At 58.4% G+C, this 16,825-nt stretch carries 17 protein-coding genes and 2 pseudogenes; 8 read left to right on the forward strand and 11 right to left on the reverse strand.

Features of this window, described 5'->3' with window-relative positions; translation table 11 throughout:
• Positions 1–640, forward strand: a 640-nt coding sequence (locus ABIB80_RS24330; RefSeq protein ID WP_354128570.1) for an IS110 family RNA-guided transposase, incomplete at its 5' end; no start/stop codon positions are given.
• Between the two features lie 234 nt (positions 641–874).
• On the opposite strand, the pseudogene ABIB80_RS24335 reads toward ABIB80_RS24330, so the two are convergent.
• A pseudogene (locus ABIB80_RS24335) lies at positions 875–1,138 on the reverse strand (transposase); the annotation flags it as partial.
• 169 nt (positions 1,139–1,307) lie between these two features.
• Between ABIB80_RS24335 and ABIB80_RS24340 the strand changes: the two are divergent.
• A complete protein-coding gene (locus ABIB80_RS24340) occupies positions 1,308–2,183 on the forward strand; it encodes a hypothetical protein (RefSeq protein ID WP_354128571.1) in 876 nt (291 codons plus the stop codon).
• Between the two features lie 763 nt (positions 2,184–2,946).
• Here ABIB80_RS24340 and ABIB80_RS24345 read toward each other — a convergent pair.
• Positions 2,947–3,201, reverse strand: coding sequence for a hypothetical protein (locus ABIB80_RS24345; RefSeq protein ID WP_354128572.1), 255 nt, complete (start codon positions 3,199–3,201; stop codon positions 2,947–2,949).
• A gap of 322 nt (positions 3,202–3,523) precedes the next feature.
• Positions 3,524–3,922 carry a response regulator transcription factor gene (locus ABIB80_RS24355; protein ID WP_354128574.1) on the reverse strand — a complete coding sequence of 133 codons (399 nt, stop codon included), beginning with the start codon at positions 3,920–3,922 and terminating at the stop codon, positions 3,524–3,526.
• 405 nt (positions 3,923–4,327) lie between these two features.
• On the opposite strand from ABIB80_RS24355, the gene ABIB80_RS24360 reads away from it, so the two are divergent.
• Positions 4,328–4,522, forward strand: a complete 195-nt coding sequence (locus tag ABIB80_RS24360; protein ID WP_354128575.1) for a hypothetical protein — start codon at positions 4,328–4,330, stop codon at positions 4,520–4,522.
• Between the two features lie 693 nt (positions 4,523–5,215).
• Here the strand turns inward: ABIB80_RS24360 and ABIB80_RS24365 are convergent.
• The 3 genes from ABIB80_RS24365 to ABIB80_RS24375 all read right to left on the reverse strand — a co-directional run bounded on the left by ABIB80_RS24365 (position 5,216) and on the right by ABIB80_RS24375 (position 7,933).
• Positions 5,216–6,616, reverse strand: coding sequence for an IS1182 family transposase (locus ABIB80_RS24365; protein WP_354128576.1), 1,401 nt, complete (start codon positions 6,614–6,616; stop codon positions 5,216–5,218).
• A gap of 37 nt (positions 6,617–6,653) precedes the next feature.
• Positions 6,654–7,031: a helix-turn-helix domain-containing transcriptional regulator gene (locus ABIB80_RS24370; protein WP_354128577.1), complete on the reverse strand. Its 378-nt coding sequence runs from the start codon at positions 7,029–7,031 to the stop codon at positions 6,654–6,656.
• A gap of 134 nt (positions 7,032–7,165) precedes the next feature.
• Positions 7,166–7,933, reverse strand: coding sequence for an outer membrane protein (locus ABIB80_RS24375; RefSeq protein WP_354128578.1), 768 nt, complete (start codon positions 7,931–7,933; stop codon positions 7,166–7,168).
• 1,001 nt (positions 7,934–8,934) lie between these two features.
• Here ABIB80_RS24375 and ABIB80_RS24380 point away from each other — a divergent pair.
• Positions 8,935–9,105 carry a hypothetical protein gene (locus tag ABIB80_RS24380; RefSeq protein ID WP_354128579.1) on the forward strand — a complete coding sequence of 57 codons (171 nt, stop codon included), beginning with the start codon at positions 8,935–8,937 and terminating at the stop codon, positions 9,103–9,105.
• Positions 9,106–9,241: 136 nt separating this feature from the next.
• Here ABIB80_RS24380 and ABIB80_RS24385 read toward each other — a convergent pair whose 3' ends face one another.
• Positions 9,242–9,445: a hypothetical protein gene (locus ABIB80_RS24385; protein ID WP_354128580.1), complete on the reverse strand. Its 204-nt coding sequence runs from the start codon at positions 9,443–9,445 to the stop codon at positions 9,242–9,244.
• A gap of 219 nt (positions 9,446–9,664) precedes the next feature.
• Here ABIB80_RS24385 and ABIB80_RS24390 point away from each other — a divergent pair, with 219 nt between their 5' ends.
• Together ABIB80_RS24390 and ABIB80_RS39420 are read left to right on the forward strand one after the other, a co-directional pair.
• Positions 9,665–9,874, forward strand: a complete 210-nt coding sequence (locus ABIB80_RS24390; protein WP_354128581.1) for a hypothetical protein — start codon at positions 9,665–9,667, stop codon at positions 9,872–9,874.
• 22 nt (positions 9,875–9,896) lie between these two features.
• Positions 9,897–10,164, forward strand: a pseudogene (locus tag ABIB80_RS39420) (SOS response-associated peptidase); the annotation flags it as partial.
• Positions 10,165–10,465: 301 nt separating this feature from the next.
• Here ABIB80_RS39420 and ABIB80_RS24400 read toward each other — a convergent pair.
• From ABIB80_RS24400 to ABIB80_RS24410, 3 genes are all read right to left on the reverse strand, one after another.
• Positions 10,466–10,696 carry a hypothetical protein gene (locus tag ABIB80_RS24400; protein WP_354128582.1) on the reverse strand — a complete coding sequence of 77 codons (231 nt, stop codon included), beginning with the start codon at positions 10,694–10,696 and terminating at the stop codon, positions 10,466–10,468.
• Positions 10,696–10,932: a hypothetical protein gene (locus ABIB80_RS24405; RefSeq protein ID WP_354128583.1), complete on the reverse strand. Its 237-nt coding sequence runs from the start codon at positions 10,930–10,932 to the stop codon at positions 10,696–10,698. Before ABIB80_RS24405 ends, ABIB80_RS24400 begins: the two co-directional genes overlap by 1 nt.
• Positions 10,933–11,152: 220 nt before the next feature.
• Positions 11,153–11,365 carry a hypothetical protein gene (locus tag ABIB80_RS24410; RefSeq protein ID WP_354128584.1) on the reverse strand — a complete coding sequence of 71 codons (213 nt, stop codon included), beginning with the start codon at positions 11,363–11,365 and terminating at the stop codon, positions 11,153–11,155.
• 827 nt (positions 11,366–12,192) lie between these two features.
• On the opposite strand from ABIB80_RS24410, the gene ABIB80_RS24415 reads away from it, so the two are divergent.
• The gene (locus tag ABIB80_RS24415; RefSeq protein ID WP_354128585.1) at positions 12,193–12,459 is read left to right on the forward strand and encodes a hypothetical protein; all 267 of its coding nucleotides are present in this window, start codon (positions 12,193–12,195) and stop codon (positions 12,457–12,459) included.
• Positions 12,460–13,523: 1,064 nt separating this feature from the next.
• Here the strand turns inward: ABIB80_RS24415 and ABIB80_RS24420 are convergent.
• A complete protein-coding gene (locus ABIB80_RS24420; RefSeq protein ID WP_354128586.1) occupies positions 13,524–14,159 on the reverse strand; it encodes a formyltransferase family protein in 636 nt (211 codons plus the stop codon).
• Positions 14,160–15,346: 1,187 nt separating this feature from the next.
• Here ABIB80_RS24420 and ABIB80_RS24425 point away from each other — a divergent pair.
• Complete coding sequence (locus ABIB80_RS24425; protein ID WP_354128587.1) at positions 15,347–16,804, forward strand: MATE family efflux transporter; 1,458 nt, start codon at positions 15,347–15,349, stop codon at positions 16,802–16,804.
• Positions 16,805–16,825 lie beyond the last annotated feature (21 nt).

The raw sequence follows: 16,825 nt of genomic DNA on the forward strand, positions 1-16,825 counted from the left end.
ACGGACGTGCCTCATCAATCAGATGCGCGCTTTTTGCCTGGAATATGGGATCGCTATTCACCAGGGCGCCGGCAAGTTCAAGGCTGATCTGCCGAGGGTTTTGGCCGATCAGTCGAATGATCTAACCTCGGCGATGCGTCGCATTCTTGCATCTACATTTGACGAGCTGCGGCAGCTGGAGCTGCGGATTGCCGAGGTCAACCGCGAGATTGAGGCAATTGCCTCTCAAAGCGATACCGCACGTCGATTGATGACCATCTCGGGCATTGGTCCGCTGGCCGCGACGGCGCTTTTGGCCGCAGCTGGATCTGCCCGCCAGTTCAAAAAGGCCCGCGATATGGCAGCTTGGCTAGGTCTTGTCCCGAGAGAATATTCTACGGGAGGCAAAACGAAGCTGCTGGGGATAAGCAAGCGCGGCAATCGATATCTGCGCCGGATGATCATCCATGGCGCCCGTTCCTGCGTGACTCAGCTTGATCGCTCGCGATACCGCCTTGGCGCGTGGCTTGATGGACTTCAGGCACGCATGCACAATAACAAGGTCACCGTCGCCTTGGCGGCCAAGATTGCGCGGATCGCATGGGTGGTGATGACCAAGCCCGGCGCAAGCTATGAACGGCGGGATCCGGCCTTTAGCTGATCCCGTTTGTTCCAGACTGCGAGGTTCGTGAAGGTGATGACGAAACAGTCGATCGGCGCGCCGTAAACCCTGTGCAAAAAAGCGGGCTTCGAGCCCGAACCATTTATCTGGGAACGGCACGCGCGGATCTCATCATGGCCTGGCCGCAACAGCGGCCCACTTGCAAGAGGCCGGATACATTTGTGCAGACTGCATCGTCCTCATTAAACGACCTTGCACGGGCGGGGCGGGTCATACATTCTTTCCCACGAGATCCTTCAGCGCCGCATTGTCCAACATGGCGTCTGCCAGAAGCCGCTTCAGCTTCGTGTTCTCGTCTTCCAGCGACCGCAGTCGCTTGGCCTCCGAGACGTCCATCCCGCCGAACCTGGCCTTCCATTTGTAGATGCTGGCGTCGCTGACACCATGCTTGCGGCAGAGATCGGCGACCGGAACCCCCGCTTCGTGCTCCTTCAAAATCCCGATGATCTGTTCTTCGGTAAACCGCTTGCGCTTCATGCTCTGGTCCTCGTCTTGGGCCAGAACGAACTTCAAACTGGATTGAGCCCAAGGGGCAAGGTCACAGGCGCTCGATATAAGGACGTTTTGGGATAACCAGCTTCGGCCCAAGTTGCATCAAGCATTCCATGTGTGCGCACAATTCGAAGCGTTTGCTGGCGAGCCGCGAATGTTCGCATGGCGGGACAATGTTGTTGCGTTCCCGACCGGTCACAAGGACTCGCTAAAGGCACTTACGCTAATGAAGACCGGCGTGGCCGCTGCGGCGAAAACGGATGGAAAAGCAGGCGATGGAATCGTCACCCTTAAGGAATGGGATTCAGCCCAACCTGTAAAACTCTTCAATCATGATATCTACCAGCTAGCGGCCGATACGCTTGATCCGGTCGCAGGAATCGGTGACTTCCTGATTGTTTCGAACTTTGCCTCCGTCACCAAGCACAGCTTGGTCGTCGCAACTTTTGGCGAGCAACTGTTAGCTCATCGACACAGCGAGACAGATCTCCACCCGACGATGACCGTCTTGACGGGGCAAACGCTCGAACCTCACCAACTCCCTCAGCCAGTGATCGCGCCAAAAGAAAAGGTGCAGCAAAAAAAGATCGTGGGGACATTGTTCGTCTCCCACATTGCACGCCCACCGCCTCATATCGTTAATCAGGAGGTAGTGGCGGTAAGCGACTTTTCTCTGGCCGAAAAAGCTTTAGCGAATGCGCGCTTGTTTGAAGTACAGGGTCGAAGTGCCGAGCCTATCGCGTTGGACGGACAATTTCTTGTCACTCATCCTACGACATTTGGTTCTGACACATTAAAGCGCCTCGAAGGGCGGCTGGTCGTGGCGGTGGACGAGACGGGAGAAAGGTATTTCAAGCGTCTGCGCGTCCACAAAAGGCTGGTCGTGTTGGAAAGCCTCAACCCTGACGGAATCACGCCAGCCCAGCTGCTTAGTTTGGACGGCTCGCATGGCTTACCTGTGCTAAGCGACTTACTGGAAGTGGTGGGTGTTCTCTTTGAGCTGCCGAACCAAGGTGCAAAGGCATCTTAGAGCCGACCCGGTCGGATAGAATTACTATGGTGACGGTGCACTAATTATCTGGTGGGCAGAGTCGCAATCGCTGCGGCGCCGCACCGAACCGGCCAGTTCGACATGGTTCGCGGGCGTACTGCTGATTTAACCGAACAGCCGGCATCAGCCGAGGGATACGTCATCGCCTGAGACGGCCGGCGATCGTCTCGCCAAACAAAAATGGCCCGCTTGATGCGGGCCATTTTCGTATCGGGACCGGTAAAGTCCGAACTTGGTTGCGGGGAGGCGCAACGGCGCAACGCCCGATTATTGCGATTGATTGAACAAGAGATTCCTGCGCTTGTTGCCTGAATGAACACCGACCGCGCCACTGATTGAGAGTCTGCGCGCTGAACACTATCAATGCCTTACTGGTTGTGCCCCGGGGTTTCTCAGGCCGTAAATGGACATTCGTCGCACGATCAAAAGGGTGCGCTGCATATCATGGAGTGTCTGAAACTGAAGAACATTGCGTCGGGGCCAGCGCCGACCATCAGCCCGCCGGCCGGGGCAAGCCGAGAGAATCGCGCAAGCTCGAGCCGTCGTACTCAGTGCGGAACAGGCCTCGATGTTGCAGCTCTGGCACGAGGCCGTGGACCAGCTCCTCCAAGCCGCCTGGAAGATATGGGACCTGCAACATGAAGCCATCGCAGGCGCCCGCCTCGAACCACTCCTACATGCGATCCGCCACCGCACCGGGCGTGCCGGTAAATCCACTGGTGGTTCTCCCCGCGCCGTAGCGCTATCCCAGCTCGGCAAGGCTCACGCCCGAGCGGCGCGTCAGCTCGGCGACCTCGCGGTAGTGCCCTTCGACGCCGGGAACGTCGAGGTTCTCAGGCAGGACCTGATCCTGCGGGAAGCGCGAGAGGTCGACGCCGAGACGATCGGACAATGTCGAGAGGCCAGATTCTGGATGCGACAATGCCTGGAGCTCGTGCTGCAGCGCCTTGGCCTGCTTCTCCGTGTTGGCGATCACCGGCACTATGCCAGGCAGCACCTTGATCGTGTCCGGGTCACGGCCGAAACGGACCGCGCGGGCGCGCAGATCGTTGCGGAATTTCGACTGAGACGTCGATCAGGCCGGGTGTCACGAAGATGATCTCGGCCCATCGAGCTGCGAAATCGCGGCCACGATCCGAAGCGCCGGCCTGGATAAAGACCGGGCGCCCTTGCGGCGGTCGGCTGACATTGAGGGGGCCTCGCACATTGAACCATTTGCCGGAATGGTCGATCCGGTGGACCCGCGCCGAGTCGGCGAACAGCGGCGGCTGGCGATCCCGGACCAGCGCACCATCCTCCCCACGAATTCCACAGCTTGGTCACGACCTCGAGAAATTCGTCGGCGCGCTCGTAGCGCCCCTCGCGCGAGAGCTGCTCGTCAGGCCGAAATTGCGCGCCTCCGACTCCTGGAACGAGAAGTCATCGGCGCCCGCCTTGATGGCCTGCACGGTGGCAGGAATGTCGGGATCGCCCGTGAGAAATATGATCGGCAGCGTTGAGCTGGGTTCGCCCAAGCGCTTCTGCAGGGCCGGGCCATCCACGCCGGGCATCCGCACATCGAGTATGATGCAGGTCGGCTCGTCGCCGGTTGGGAGGTGGTCCAGCAACTGCTGGGCGCAAGCATAGGTCTCGACCCTATACCCGGCTTTCTTCAGGCGGCGTTCGATCGCCGTCCGGAATGACTTGTCATCGTCAACAATGTGCGCGAACCCCGGCACCGATCCCCTTTTCGTTATCGAGAGGGTATCGCGCAATGCGCGGTGAGTAAGTGTCTTTTGACGCTCTTTCGGGCAACTGATCTGTCTCTTCGAGGCGATCTATGCAGTTTGTGCCATGCCGCTGCCCTCTGACGATGGCGCCCCTCCGAATGATGGTCGATAGGGTCCTTTTGAGGGCGTGGGTTTGTGCGGGGACGGCGCGACGGCCCGCTACAAATACATTTCACTTCGCGTATCCCCGTTTATTTTGTGCGAGTTGGCACAGAAAAGCGTGCGCGAAGTGGCGCACGTCGTCCGGAAACCGTGATCTTCATGGGTTGGAACGCCCGGAGCCCGCACGAGGTTAGATAGATTGCGCTCCATCGCGGCGGCGCTGATCGGCGCGCTCGATTGGAGGCGGCCCCCATGAAGTTCATCGTGGACGAAGCTGGCGAGATCATCGCCCAAACATCAGATGACCATGTTCTAATCGGCGGCCACCACCGCCCCGCAGTGGCGGCCAGCCTCGGTAAAAGACTGGTCTGGCGAGATACCGGCGAACCTGTGAAGCTTGATCTTTTCTTCAAGCAGCATGGAAGCACTCCTCGACATACAGCCTGAGCCACTCGCCGAGCGTATCGTTCTTCGGGTACATCGCGATGATCGCCATCATGGTCGCGCCGCTGGTGGCGTGATCGTTGGCGGTTGGGCCACCCTCTCAGGGAGAAGACAGCGACATGACAGATCGCGAATTGCTGCGGGACGTGACGGCCATACAAAAAGGGAGGCCGCCTGCGTTGCCACAAGCGGCCCAAGTCTAGGGAGGAAACGCCCAAGGAGGGCAACGATAGCAGGGAGCTACCGCATACCCTTAGCTAGACGATCGCGATCAGCGGCTCAATTGAACGTAAGGGGTGATGGAACGATACAAAGGTTTATGGTCCTGTCGGGCTTACTTGCTCTGCTGCTTGAGCGCCCACAGCCGGTAGGCTCCATATCGCGCGCCAGCCTTTGTGTGCGAGATGGTACGAAAGGAAATTCGAAAATCAAAAACCCCAAATACCCTCAAAGGTCGCGGTCGCGCGGCCCCGCGGAGGTTGACACGCCCAGAGGGACCCGGACGTCCCGACTGTGCGGAGGGTGGCCGCGACGGTCCGCGCAGCGTGTTATCACCTCGACTCACGACCACTATGTCCGCTCACCGGGGGATTGTGTTGCAAAACTCGTTTCTGACTTGGGGGCGAGCTTGGCTTTGGAGTTTCGGCGGTTTTTTTTGGTACGGGGTGTCGGCGGTTTCCGTTTTGCTGGTGGATTTCAGCACGCGACTGCCAGTTGTGGCGGGGGACGGCAGATTAGCTTGGCCAGCCGCCTCAGGTTCTGCGCGGTGGCTGTGAGCAGCACTTCGTCCCTGACGCCATTCAGGCCCCGCAGCCGAAGCCGGTCGAGCCTGAGAATGCGTTTCATACGAGCAAACCGCATCTCGACCTTTTTGCGCTCGCGGTGCGATTGCTCGAAGGCTTCCGTATTGGCCAGCGCACGGACATGATCGCGCACATCTTCGTTGACGTCACGCGTAATTTTGCGCACGACCGCCGTCGTGCATTTGGGCTTCAAGGCGCAGCCAGAGCAATCGCTCTTGCTGGCCCTGTAGTAAACGATGTGACCTTGATCGATATTGCCGGTGCTGGTCAGTTCCGCGCCACCCGGGCAAACATAGACATTGCGCTTTTTGTCGAAGACGAAGTCCGCTCGGCTAAAGGTGCCATCGGGGCGTGCCGACTTGTCCCACACCGGAACGTGCGGCGTGATCTTGCGATCCACTAGCCATTTGAGCAATCTGACCGCGCCGTAAGCCGTGTCGCCTGCCAATCTCTTGGGGCGCAGATCGAAGCGACGCTCAACACGGTCCACCATGATCTGGGTGACAGCAATCTCAACCGCACGGTTCGCGCGCGTGCCTACCGCATCGAGGATGATCCCGGCCTTGTTGTCGATCAGATAGTTCGCATCATAAGCAAAGAATGGATCCACGCCCGGCCTCGTAACCCATGTTGCTTGCGGATCGGTGAGCGAGACTTCCTTGGGAGGCTTGCGGCGACGGCTGCCTTCACTTGAACCGCCGCCGTCTTCATCGCCGTCCTTATCGCTATTGGCGGCATCAAGCGCTGCGATGTACTCGCGCACCGCATGGGATGCTTCCTCTGCCTTTGGCCAGGTAATAGGCTGGTCGCCGGGAAGTCGCCTAGTCTTGTTCACATCGGCCTTGATTAGGCTCGCATCGACTGAGAACGCTTCGCCTCCGACCAGCCCCGCCGAAATACACAGCGCCACTACACGTTCAAAAACCCGGCGTAAGGCATCGCTCTCACGGAAGCGTTCGCCCCGCGCCCGGCAAAACACCGAGTGATCAGGGATATGATCCTCGATGCCGAGCTTGCAAAACCATCTATAAGCCAGATTGACCTGGACCTCGGCGCAGAGCCGACGCTCGGAACGAAGTGCAAATACGTAGCCCAAGACCAGCATCCGGATCATGAGCACCGGATCAATCGAAGGCCGGCCAGTGTGGGAGAAGAATGGAGCGAGCTCGTTGTGCACCCAACTCAGGTCCAGAAAACCGTCGATTTGCCGTACCAGGTGATCAACCGGCACCACCTTGTCGAGATCAAAGGAGTAAAAGAACTGGCCCTGACCGCTCTCCTGCCGACCTAACATCCGCTGCTCCCGCAAATGCCGCCTCAAACCAACGGAATCACGGTTCGCGAGTCGTCTCAACCGGCGTTTGGCAACACAATCCGGGGCAAAGCAGACATCCCGCCGCAAGGCCGCGACTTCCGATTTCGCTCGTTGACCCGATGCGGAAGTGGGGCCGACGCTTGAGCCTTTGTGATGCGTCGTCCTCGCCTGAGCGTGCACGCGCAGGGTCAACGTGCAACCGAAAACCCATCGCGTGCAAAACGCTCAAGACGGTGCTGAAATTCGGATGCGCCTTGCCGCCTGCGAACGCGCGGTAAAGGCTTGTTCGTGTGATTCCCAGAACGTCGCGCGAGCTCCGAAATGTTGTGCACACGGACAGCATCCTCAATCGCACGACACATATCGGCGATGTCGCCAGTCTCGAATGCGGCATTGAGGCATTCCGCAACCTCTCGGCGGTTCAGTCTGGATCTGATGCGCGCTTTGTATCTTTCTCAGACATGGCTTTAAACAAAAGGCCGGGCAAAATGCCCGGCCCACTGTCCTGACAAAAGCGTCTAGATGAAGTCAGTATCTCGCGGCGACAGGAGGTGTTCCCAATCCGCCGAAGCGATAGTTAAAGCGCACGGTGACCATGTCCACGTCCTGCTTGACCCCGTCGCCTAAGAGGGTGACCCCACCGGGCGTGACCACGCCTGCGAAGGAGGAGTTGTCACGCCCCATCCAGAGATGGTCATATTCAACACCGACCGACCAGTTCGGTGCGAAACCATATTCCCAGCCCACACCAAGGGCGCCGCCCCAGCGCGTGTGACCTGCCGAGGCGAGTCCGACCCCGGTGATGTTGTTGAACACGTCAAAGCGATTGTGAGTGACGGCCGCGCCGCCCTTCACGTAGAGCAGCGATGCGTTCCATGCCCAACCGAGTTGGGCCGTGAAGAGGCCAATGCCATCGGTTTTCCCTGTGGTCGAAATCAGCGGATCGATCAGGCTGACGCGCGTATTCTTGATGTCAGCCCAATCGCCCTGTGCTTCCAGTCCCAACACAAACTGATTGGTTTGCCAGCGATACCCGATCTGTCCGCCAACAAGACCTCCGGAGCGATCAGCGCAACCACCCGCGACTGTCCCTGCGAGCGTAACGAAATCCACACAGCTGTGGGTTTGGCCCCAGCCGCCGTTGGCGCCGATGTAGAAACCGGTCCAGTCATAGATCGGAGCGACCACCGGCGGCGGCGCTTTAGTGTAGGGGCGAGCCGCCAAATCAGCCGCCGACGCAGGGCCGGATAGAGCCACAGCCATCATCCCGGCCGCGACAATCAGAAGCTTTTTCATTACGAGAAATCTCCCCAGAAGAAGTTCAAAAAAGGCACGACGCCCACCTAAGGACTAAATGGTATCCCGTTCGCCTGCAGGTTGATGTAGCCAAGCCGCAACACCCGGCTCAGATGTTTAGTGGCAATTCCTTATTTCTGTTAAGGACTTGCAGGGAACCAAATGCCCGCCAACGTGCATTAAATCGCGAGCGGGGGCTTCTGGTCGACCGTTGGACTGCAGCATGGGAGCCCCCGCGCGAACCGGCGTCACAAACTTGTGGCATGACCATTGCTTAATTCAGCACAACTGGGATTTCAGCGCTCAGTTAGAGAATAAGCGCTGCCGGGACGCTTTATTTCGAGCCCGGCGACGCCTCACTGCGTTTCCCTTGCGCCACCGCTACGGCGCATATTGTTTCGACAAGCGGGTATTTGGCGCATGGCCTACGACACGGCAACAGTACATTTGCTCCGCGACGTTCTAGACGACGTTCTTTCCAGTCCGTCATTCACTCGCCAGCAGCAGCGATCTGCTCTGGAAGTTGCCGAGCGCGTTCTCTTGCTCGCTTCCCAAGGCGTGCGTGAACCGATCAGGATCAAGCGACACCTGCTAAATGAGTTTTTGGCATCCGCTGGCAGCGAAGCCAACCGGGTCGCCCCTTCGCCTGATCGACGGTGAGCCTGCTTGGCCGCCAAGTGCCGCTGGTAATGCCCTGCGGGTTCGATCGTGTCTACCATGCCACCACTGCCGCTCATCGGAGCATTCCCTGCCCATTGGCATGTCGCCTTGTGTTGTGCACAAAGCGGACTTGCTGAAGGCGAGCCCGAATGTCCGCTTCTGGGCGGAACTCCGACATCGCAGGTCCTTACGGTGAGACCTTGGCCGCGTCGTCGCCTCCGTTGTGCCCGCCATGCCAACCACAGCAATCTGTAGCGGCTTGCCTGTCCATCGTGGCCGGGCGGAGCAGTTGCCATTTCTGCTCCCCGCCATACTCTGACGGCGGCTGGGGAGCCTGTAGAATGTTCGATGTGTATCTGAACACCAAGCGTGATCTGTTGGTTGTGCGCAATGGCTTGCCAATTCCTTTTCCTGACGCGTCAGGCGGATGGCGTAAGAAGAAAAACGTGGCGAGCGTCAGCGAGGACATTAACCTCGCCGTTCAGAGACAGGGCTACTACATCGCAAACTAACGGATTTTAAGAAGCGGTAGTCCGCAAAGCGCAAGTGCAACCTCTACAGCATCACCACGAACCAAGCCGCGATCATCGCGCTGCGTCATCAACAGCTATGTCGGCAACCTACACCGATGCCCAGCGACTCGCTGAACTATCCAAGGTTAGTGCAGTCGCTGGTCAGGAGGACGGACCCGCTCATACGCGCCAGCTCTTGCTCTAGCTGCTCATTGAAGAGCATCAGCGCTCGAAGCGCACCGCGCAGATCACCGTCACAAGCGGCGACGATCTCATCGACGGCCAGTTCGTATTGATCTAGAGCAGAGTTGATGCGTTGGCGTGGGCATACGAACAACATACAAAGAGAAACCTAAGTTGATCGTGCCAGCCCGTCGGTGATTCCCCCGCGATTCACACCCCGGCAGTGTTACCTCAGCTCGCCGTTAATTTGGGAGCGGCGAAGCAAAACTCGCGGGCGCTGCAGATTTACAACGGGCATTCGAGATACTAAGCTCGTCCATCGAGACAACCGAAATATATTTCATTCTTGTTTCAATATGATCAGCGGGGGCGAAAGATGTTTGATGTCTATCGCAATGACAAGCGCGACTTGCTCGTTCTAAGTACAGGCTCTGCCGTACCCATGCTTTGCTCTGCACATAAGTGGCGCAAGAGCAGGAAACGAGTTCTCAAGGTCAGCGACGAAATCAAGTCAGCCGTTCAGGGACAAGGCTATTACGTCCGCAGTCTGCGGGTCACCAAGCAGCGAATGATCGACGTCGAGTAGGTCGCGGGCCGGTGTTCTCCGTTTGCGCAATCTCTGTTCGATCACCACCAATCAAACCGCAATCATCGCGCTGTCCCGCGTCGTCAACCGCTGTGTCGGAAACCTCGCACCGATGCCGGGCGTGTTTCCGGATTACCGGCTCCAACGGTTCGCAACACCGAGACTGGACGCGAGGCTAAGCATGATACGCTGGGGCAATGCCGTCGCCGCCGCGCACAGGCGGGCCGCCGGTCACCAACATCCGCAACACGTCGTCGCCGCAGTGGCGCGGATGGCTGAGGCCCGAGAACCCTGCCTTCGATAACTGGTCTCTCAATCCTCTTATGCCACTTAGACGTCGCTGAACTGAATACTGTCTCTTTCGCAGGCCGCACTGAATGAGGCCCGCGCGTTTGCGTGCTCAAAGCAAAATGCTTTTCCTTTCTCAGTTGCCTCCACCCACCAATCTGATTTCTGATCGCGCGCAATCTGTGCGGCATGTGTCCGCAAGCGATCTAGCTCTCGTCCAGATGCTCTGACGACTATACAATATGTCATTAAGCCCCTATCATGTTGCACACAATCAACCCAACACCGTAATAGAATTCTGCCCTAATCGGGGATGATCCCACGTTCGCGCTTATCCATTAGCACCCGCTCGATGCGCTCGGCTTGTTCCTTGGTCAAATTGACCGCCACACCGGTCCCAACCATTGCCGGTCCCCTACGTTGCCGGTCGTAAACCATCCAGCCCTTCGACCCTTGGCGAACCAAGAACCTGGATGGAGGAGACGCCTTGTCGCGCTCCTTCATTTCTGATCCCGCATGTCGATCATCGGCCATCACCTCAACCCTTCAATGAGCGCCCTCCAGCCGAGCGCATCGTTCGCCGTTAGCAGCGAAGCGCCAAGCGTTGCCAAGTAGTGTGGCACTTCGCAATCGGGACGCGCGTTCATATTGGCGACAAACGACGCGACCGAGTTCCTAAGATCGCCTCGGTCGAGATGATAGAAGGCACGTTGCTTGCATCGCTCGACATATTTGTCGCGCGTCATCTCAATTAACAGGGAACGTTCCATTTCGCCTCCCCCAACCGATGACTGCTTCCAATGGTGGAGTTGGACCGGAGTGGATTTGGCCTGTCTGTTCGAAAGGTGACAAACGGATGCTCTTTTGATCGCAAGTGTGGGAATTAGGACACAGGCACGCATCGCGACCGCACTGTCGGAGCCGGGTAGACCGTGGCACCAAGTCCAAGCCAGATACCCGGGCCGCATTTGTCTATAACGCCTTGGCAGGTTAGCTCGTCGCCCCCTCATCCAACCGCGCCAGCCCAGCCTCGATCGCGACGATATCTTCCTCGATCTGCTGGATTGTTGGCCGGCAATCAAAACCGGTAAGCGCCTTTAGGTCTACGGCCAGCTTCCGGCGCTGCATGCGCAAATTGTCGAGAGCCCTGCGGTCTTGCAGGGTAACGTAACCGTCTACAATGAGTTCGATCGCGTTTGGCATGCCCGAGCGCAGTCCTGTGCTTACCCTGCTAAACCGTTCAAAACGGCATCTCTTCGCAAAGTGTCTCCAGCAGCCGTCAAATGAGACCCTATGGTCAGACCGAGCCGACCTAACGTCAGGAGAGCAAGGGGGGCGCACAGTTCAATGGAAAGACCCGCTCCCAATATCGCAATTGCGCGTTGTTCATCCCTGTCGAGATCGGCCCATGAGATGCCGTCCATGACGCGTCTCCGTCGCAAAGAACTATCTAAAATCCAAACGCATGACCAATTTGCCGCAGCATAGCCATCGCCGCGTACCGACCGTGGGTTAGGTGCTGATCAGCGCCACAACGACCACCGTGAAGACCTTAAACATTGGCCTCTCTTCTGTGAAGGAGATCACCAACCCCGGGGTGCCCAGGTTCAAAACACTTCAGGAATTCCGGGCCGCAAATCGCGACTCATCTGCAATGGCAATATGGTGACAATAACTGGTGACAAAATGCTTAACTAGCGGGGCGCCTCGCGAGGTAGCAGGCAAAAAAGCACCCGAGCGCACCTCTCGCGGCTCGAAATGCAGCGCGCGCGGCCAGACCATACTCGGCCAAGCCCGACCTCCGCGCGCTAATAACCCAGTGACATTAGCGCGCCAGCGATCACTGAGCCGGTGCAGTGATGAAATTTCGCATTCAGTGTCTGTCTAAACTCAATTGCCTCGGCCACTTCGCGGAATTCAAGCAACTCTCCTGTCAATTGACCAAGATGTGCTTTCACCTCCGACGCGGTCGCGCAAAAAAAATCGCGCCTACGATTCACCTCGTTCACGCGGCAGCCAGACATTAGATCATGCATGCACGACTCGATGCCAACGGCATCGTTGGAGAAGACGAGTGCATGAACGTCCACGGCGCTGCCCTTCCCGAGACTGTTGTTGATTGCGAGTATCAAATGCTGCATCGGGCCGCGTCGGCCTACGAGGTTGCGCGCATCGGCGCGAGACGTCCTCAACTCGCATATTTCAAGTTCACGCCATCAATGAGTTCTACTTCGGCAGCACTCGACTACTATCGGGGGAGGTTTAGCATTACAGTTGCTTTTGTTGCGGGCTTCTGAATCCATGGGCAACCATGATTCGAATGTCGTGGGCGCGGGCCGCGTCGGTTGAGGAGACAAACCGTCATTTGCACTGTTGGACTGCTCGGCCTCGAGATCCAGCAGCCCGATCCGCCCGACCGGCTGCTCCGCATCGGCCATCACCGCACACAACAAATTTTGCAAATGCTGCGTCATACGGTCGATCTGCTCAGGCGCCAAGCGACTTGCATCAAAGTGTCATCGAAAGCTCCCATCCAGAGCGCAAACCTCAAACGTCAGCAAATGGCCCGACGGGACCGCTTCAGAACTCGGGGCGCGAAGCCAGATCACCAGCAGCGAAACAACCGCTTTCAGTAACCGTGACGCCTATGGGCCAGGGCCGGCACGACCGCAGCACCTCCATCATCCGTAATGCCGGGCAACGCGCGATCAGATCCCGCGCGAAGCTATCGTGGGCCCTCAGCTCGGCGCATTCGGCCCCAACCGTCCCGCGCACCGCGCAAATTCATGAGCAAGGTCAATGGTTATTTCCATTGGCACGACAGAAGCGACAAGCATCTCCACCGCCTTCAACCCGGCCCGCGACCCATTCGGTGCGGGTGTCCACCCCAATTGAAGCTCTGATTCACCCGTGATGCGGGCGAGATAGATCCGTAAAGCACACAATTACTCAGTGCGATCAACTGGCGCCAACTCGGCCAAAGCACTAAACAGCGAGGAACTCGACTGTCGTCCGGGGGAAGCCACAGCTTCTGAAAATGACGGGAAGGGGAGCTGCAATGTCTTAAACGGCTCAAGCCGCTGTCGCCAAACTCTCTCGAGGCGCCAACATTTCATGGGCAACAGTTATGCTGCGTGCCTCGTCATCGCTTAGAATCGGGAGGCGATCGCCTTGATCCAGATCGGAGCGCCTTGCAAGTGCGCCCGCGTCCAGAGCCTCACCATCCGAGCTACAGAACCAAACATCAACATCCTCTGTACCTGTCGCTACACGCCAGTGGCTGGGATGGATTTCAAGCAGGCAACCTGCCGGAAAGCCCGAGCACCGAGGCAGTGGCTCCAAGCACACGACTGTGACAACGTCATTCCCCAGGAGAGCCTTGGGCAAAACACAGCGGATTGGAATGATACAGCCCAAACTCTAAGGCGCGCGCCATCGCCGATAGATCTTGCGCGGATCTATCCCATCGCAGAGACCCCGAAGCATCCGCGCGGCGGCCGCCTGGAAAATAGCTTCTGTTCGCTAGCGCCTGCGAACGGGCGGCGAGCGTCCCGTTCGTTAAGCCAGTTAAAAGCTCGCGGAATCCCTCGACTGCGGCTTCATAGCATTTGAGGGTCAGGCTTAACGTGGTGTCGGTGGGTCCAATCAGGACTTGGCGTTGAACCACCAGGTCACCCGTATCAACACCATGATCTATGCGATGCCACGTGATGGCATATTCGGTCTCTTGGGCCAGCAGCGCCCAAGACGTCGGATGCGTCCCAGCATAGCGTGGCAGCGGACCATCGTGGTAGTTGAACGCGCCTCGACGCACGCGTCGAAACACGTCTGCGGGCAATATGAACGGATTGGCAATGGAGAACATCCACTCCACCGGCTCGCTATTGACCAAGGCGGAGAACTCTTCGACATTCGCGACACACAAGATATCGGCGCGAGCAGCCCAATCGCGGAATAGGGCGTCGCCACACAATGCCGCGGCGATGACGTGGCCCATCTTTCTTGCCAGCAGCGCGCACCTGATAGCTAGCGTACCAGCACCGACAAAGACGGTAGAGCCGAATGGTACGGCCGCATCTCGTTGTCCAGCCCGCCGCCGGGTTGGCAATGCGATTAGGCCAACCCGCATGAGTCGTGATGTTCGTAACCCATGACAACACCTCCACGCGGGTGATCCGCGTGGCCGCCGCGTTTCAACGGTCCCGCGATCGACTGGTGAACCCCATAGCATCCGCTCGTGAACTGATGGGATCCGCGAGACTTCGCGATTTACGTGGTCGCCCGTCACGCGCCGCAGCGTTTGGCGGAGACGCGCGCTGGCATGCACCGCAGAAGACCGATGAGCCATCTTCACGCTCCAGCCTCTGCTCGAGGTCCACCAACTCTGCCTTACACCTGGCCACGTCCGATTGAGCGCGAAGAAGCTCGACCTTGAGATCTTCTCGTCGCCTCAATCGTTCTCGAAGGTCCCAACTGTCCTGCATCAGCCCATTGGCCTTTTACGAGCGAGCACCGGTCTGCGGCCAGCTGTCAGCTTCGTAGGTTGACGTCTACCAGATTGATCATCTTTAACTGCTCGCATCACATCACTTCGAATGTGGTCCGCAGCACCTCTTTGACTGCCAGCATTCGTCCCGTACGGGGTACACAGGGCAATCCCGTCCTCACCGGCAAACTGAAGCACCGTCAGATGAGAGCCTCGCCATGGAGGCGCGCGCGACGGACGCGGCAGCGAGGCATTTTGAATCAACCGAGCAAATTTCATCTGAGCTCTTGGATAGTTGCTGCGAGACCGGCATGGCCGTAACGGACCCCCCGCATCTCTAGCAACCGACGTGCCAAACGACGTTCTGGGAGCTTTCTTGAAGAAACAATGCGCCTCTCGCCGCGCTGACGAAATACTGCCGTCTCACTGTCGCGTCTGGGACGTCGACGTCTTGAACCAGACACAGCTCAACGCAACAACACGGAACGTCATCGGCGACGATCGCTGAAACGAGAAATTGTCCGAGATCACCCTTGCGGTCAGAATTCTCGCCGCCATTTTCGAGTGGCTCGTCATCGCGTGAGAACATCGTGCAATAGACATCACGCTGCCAACTCGCAAGGGCGGGGAGGTTATCCTCTCAGTGAAGAAAGCGATCGGTTTGCTCGACCGATGCAAACCGGGGCAGCCTGACTTTCATGGAAAAAACAGCCGAAACAAAACCGGTATCATCGTGGCCTAATCGACTGCCGAAATGTGTAGATGGCCATCACCTCACGGCTGCACTCAGGGAAACTGCGAAACTCGCGTTGCCAATAGCGCTAACGCAGCTCGGGCAGATCGCGATGATGACAACCGATCTTGCCTACATCGGCCGCATCGGCACCGAGGCCGTTGCCGCGGCGGCGCTCGCGGGCATGGTCTTATCCGTCGTCCTCACCTTGGGATCTGGCGTGGTGTCGGCGGTGGGACCGCTCGCCGCGCAAGCGTGTGGTGCCGCCAACCCGGCTATGGTGCGGCGCTCGCTGCGCATGGGCCTCTGGGCCGCACTCGTCGTGTGGGTGCCAATTATGGCCTTGCCGGTAGGCGGCGAACAAATTGTGCTCGCGCTCGGCCACGGGCCAGCCACAGCGCGGCTCGCTCAGCAATATCTGTTCGGACTTGCCTGGGGCGCCTTGCCGGCATTGTGGTTCTTGGCCATCCGCAGTTTCATGACTGCGGTCAACCGGCCCGCGCCAGTTTTATGGATCACACTCGCGGCCATCCCGTTCAATGCGCTGCTAGCCTATCTCTTGATCTTCGGCAAGCTCGGCCTGCCGCGTCTAGAATTGTTCGGGGCGGGCCTTGCGACAACGCTGGTGAACTGTGCGACCTTCTTGGCTGGTTTGTGGTTCGCCACAATGCGTCGTCCTTTCCGTGACTACCGCGTGCTCGCACATCTCTGGCGCTTCGACTGGCCGCTGATGCGGCAGATCTTCGTGGTCGGGACGCCGATCTCGATCGCCATTTTCATGGACTCCGGACTTTTCTCCGCTATGGCGCTCCTGATAGGCGTGATCGGCACCACGGCGGTTGCCGCCCACCAGATCGCGTTCCAGGTCGTCACGATCCTGTTCATGATCCCTTTTTGCATCGGTATGGCGGCGAGCATTCGGGTTGGGCACGCAGTAGGTCGCAATGACGCCTCAGGCGTAACGCGGGCAGGTTTGGCCGCCATGTTGCTCGGGGTCCTGATCGCTGCAATTCTTACGCTTGCGGTGATCGTCGCGCGTTTTGAGATCGCCGCGTTGTTTGTCGGCAAATCGGCCAGCAATGCCGACGCAACGATCGGACTCGCTGCGAAGCTCATCTTGGTTGGCGCGAGCTTCTTTATTACTGATGCGGTGCAGAGCATTGCGGCGGGTGGACTGCGCGGCCTGAAGGACACGCGCGTGCCGCTCCTTTTCGCCGGCATCGCTTATTGGCCGATTGGTTTTTCCCTCAGTTACGTGCTCGGTTCCAAAATCGGCTTAGGCGCCATTGGCATCTGGATTGGCTTATCAATCGGGAAGGCCGTTTGCGCCGCCCTCCTCGTCCTACGTTTCCAGCTTCTGACGAGCAGAGCCGGTTCTACAGAGGCCAGCGATGCTTCAGATCGAGCGCCCGACTCGGGCTAGGAGCCAATACTCCAGTGCCGC

This window comes from Bradyrhizobium sp. i1.15.2 (assembly GCF_040548425.1).
Lineage (GTDB): Bacteria > Pseudomonadota > Alphaproteobacteria > Rhizobiales > Xanthobacteraceae > Bradyrhizobium > Bradyrhizobium canariense.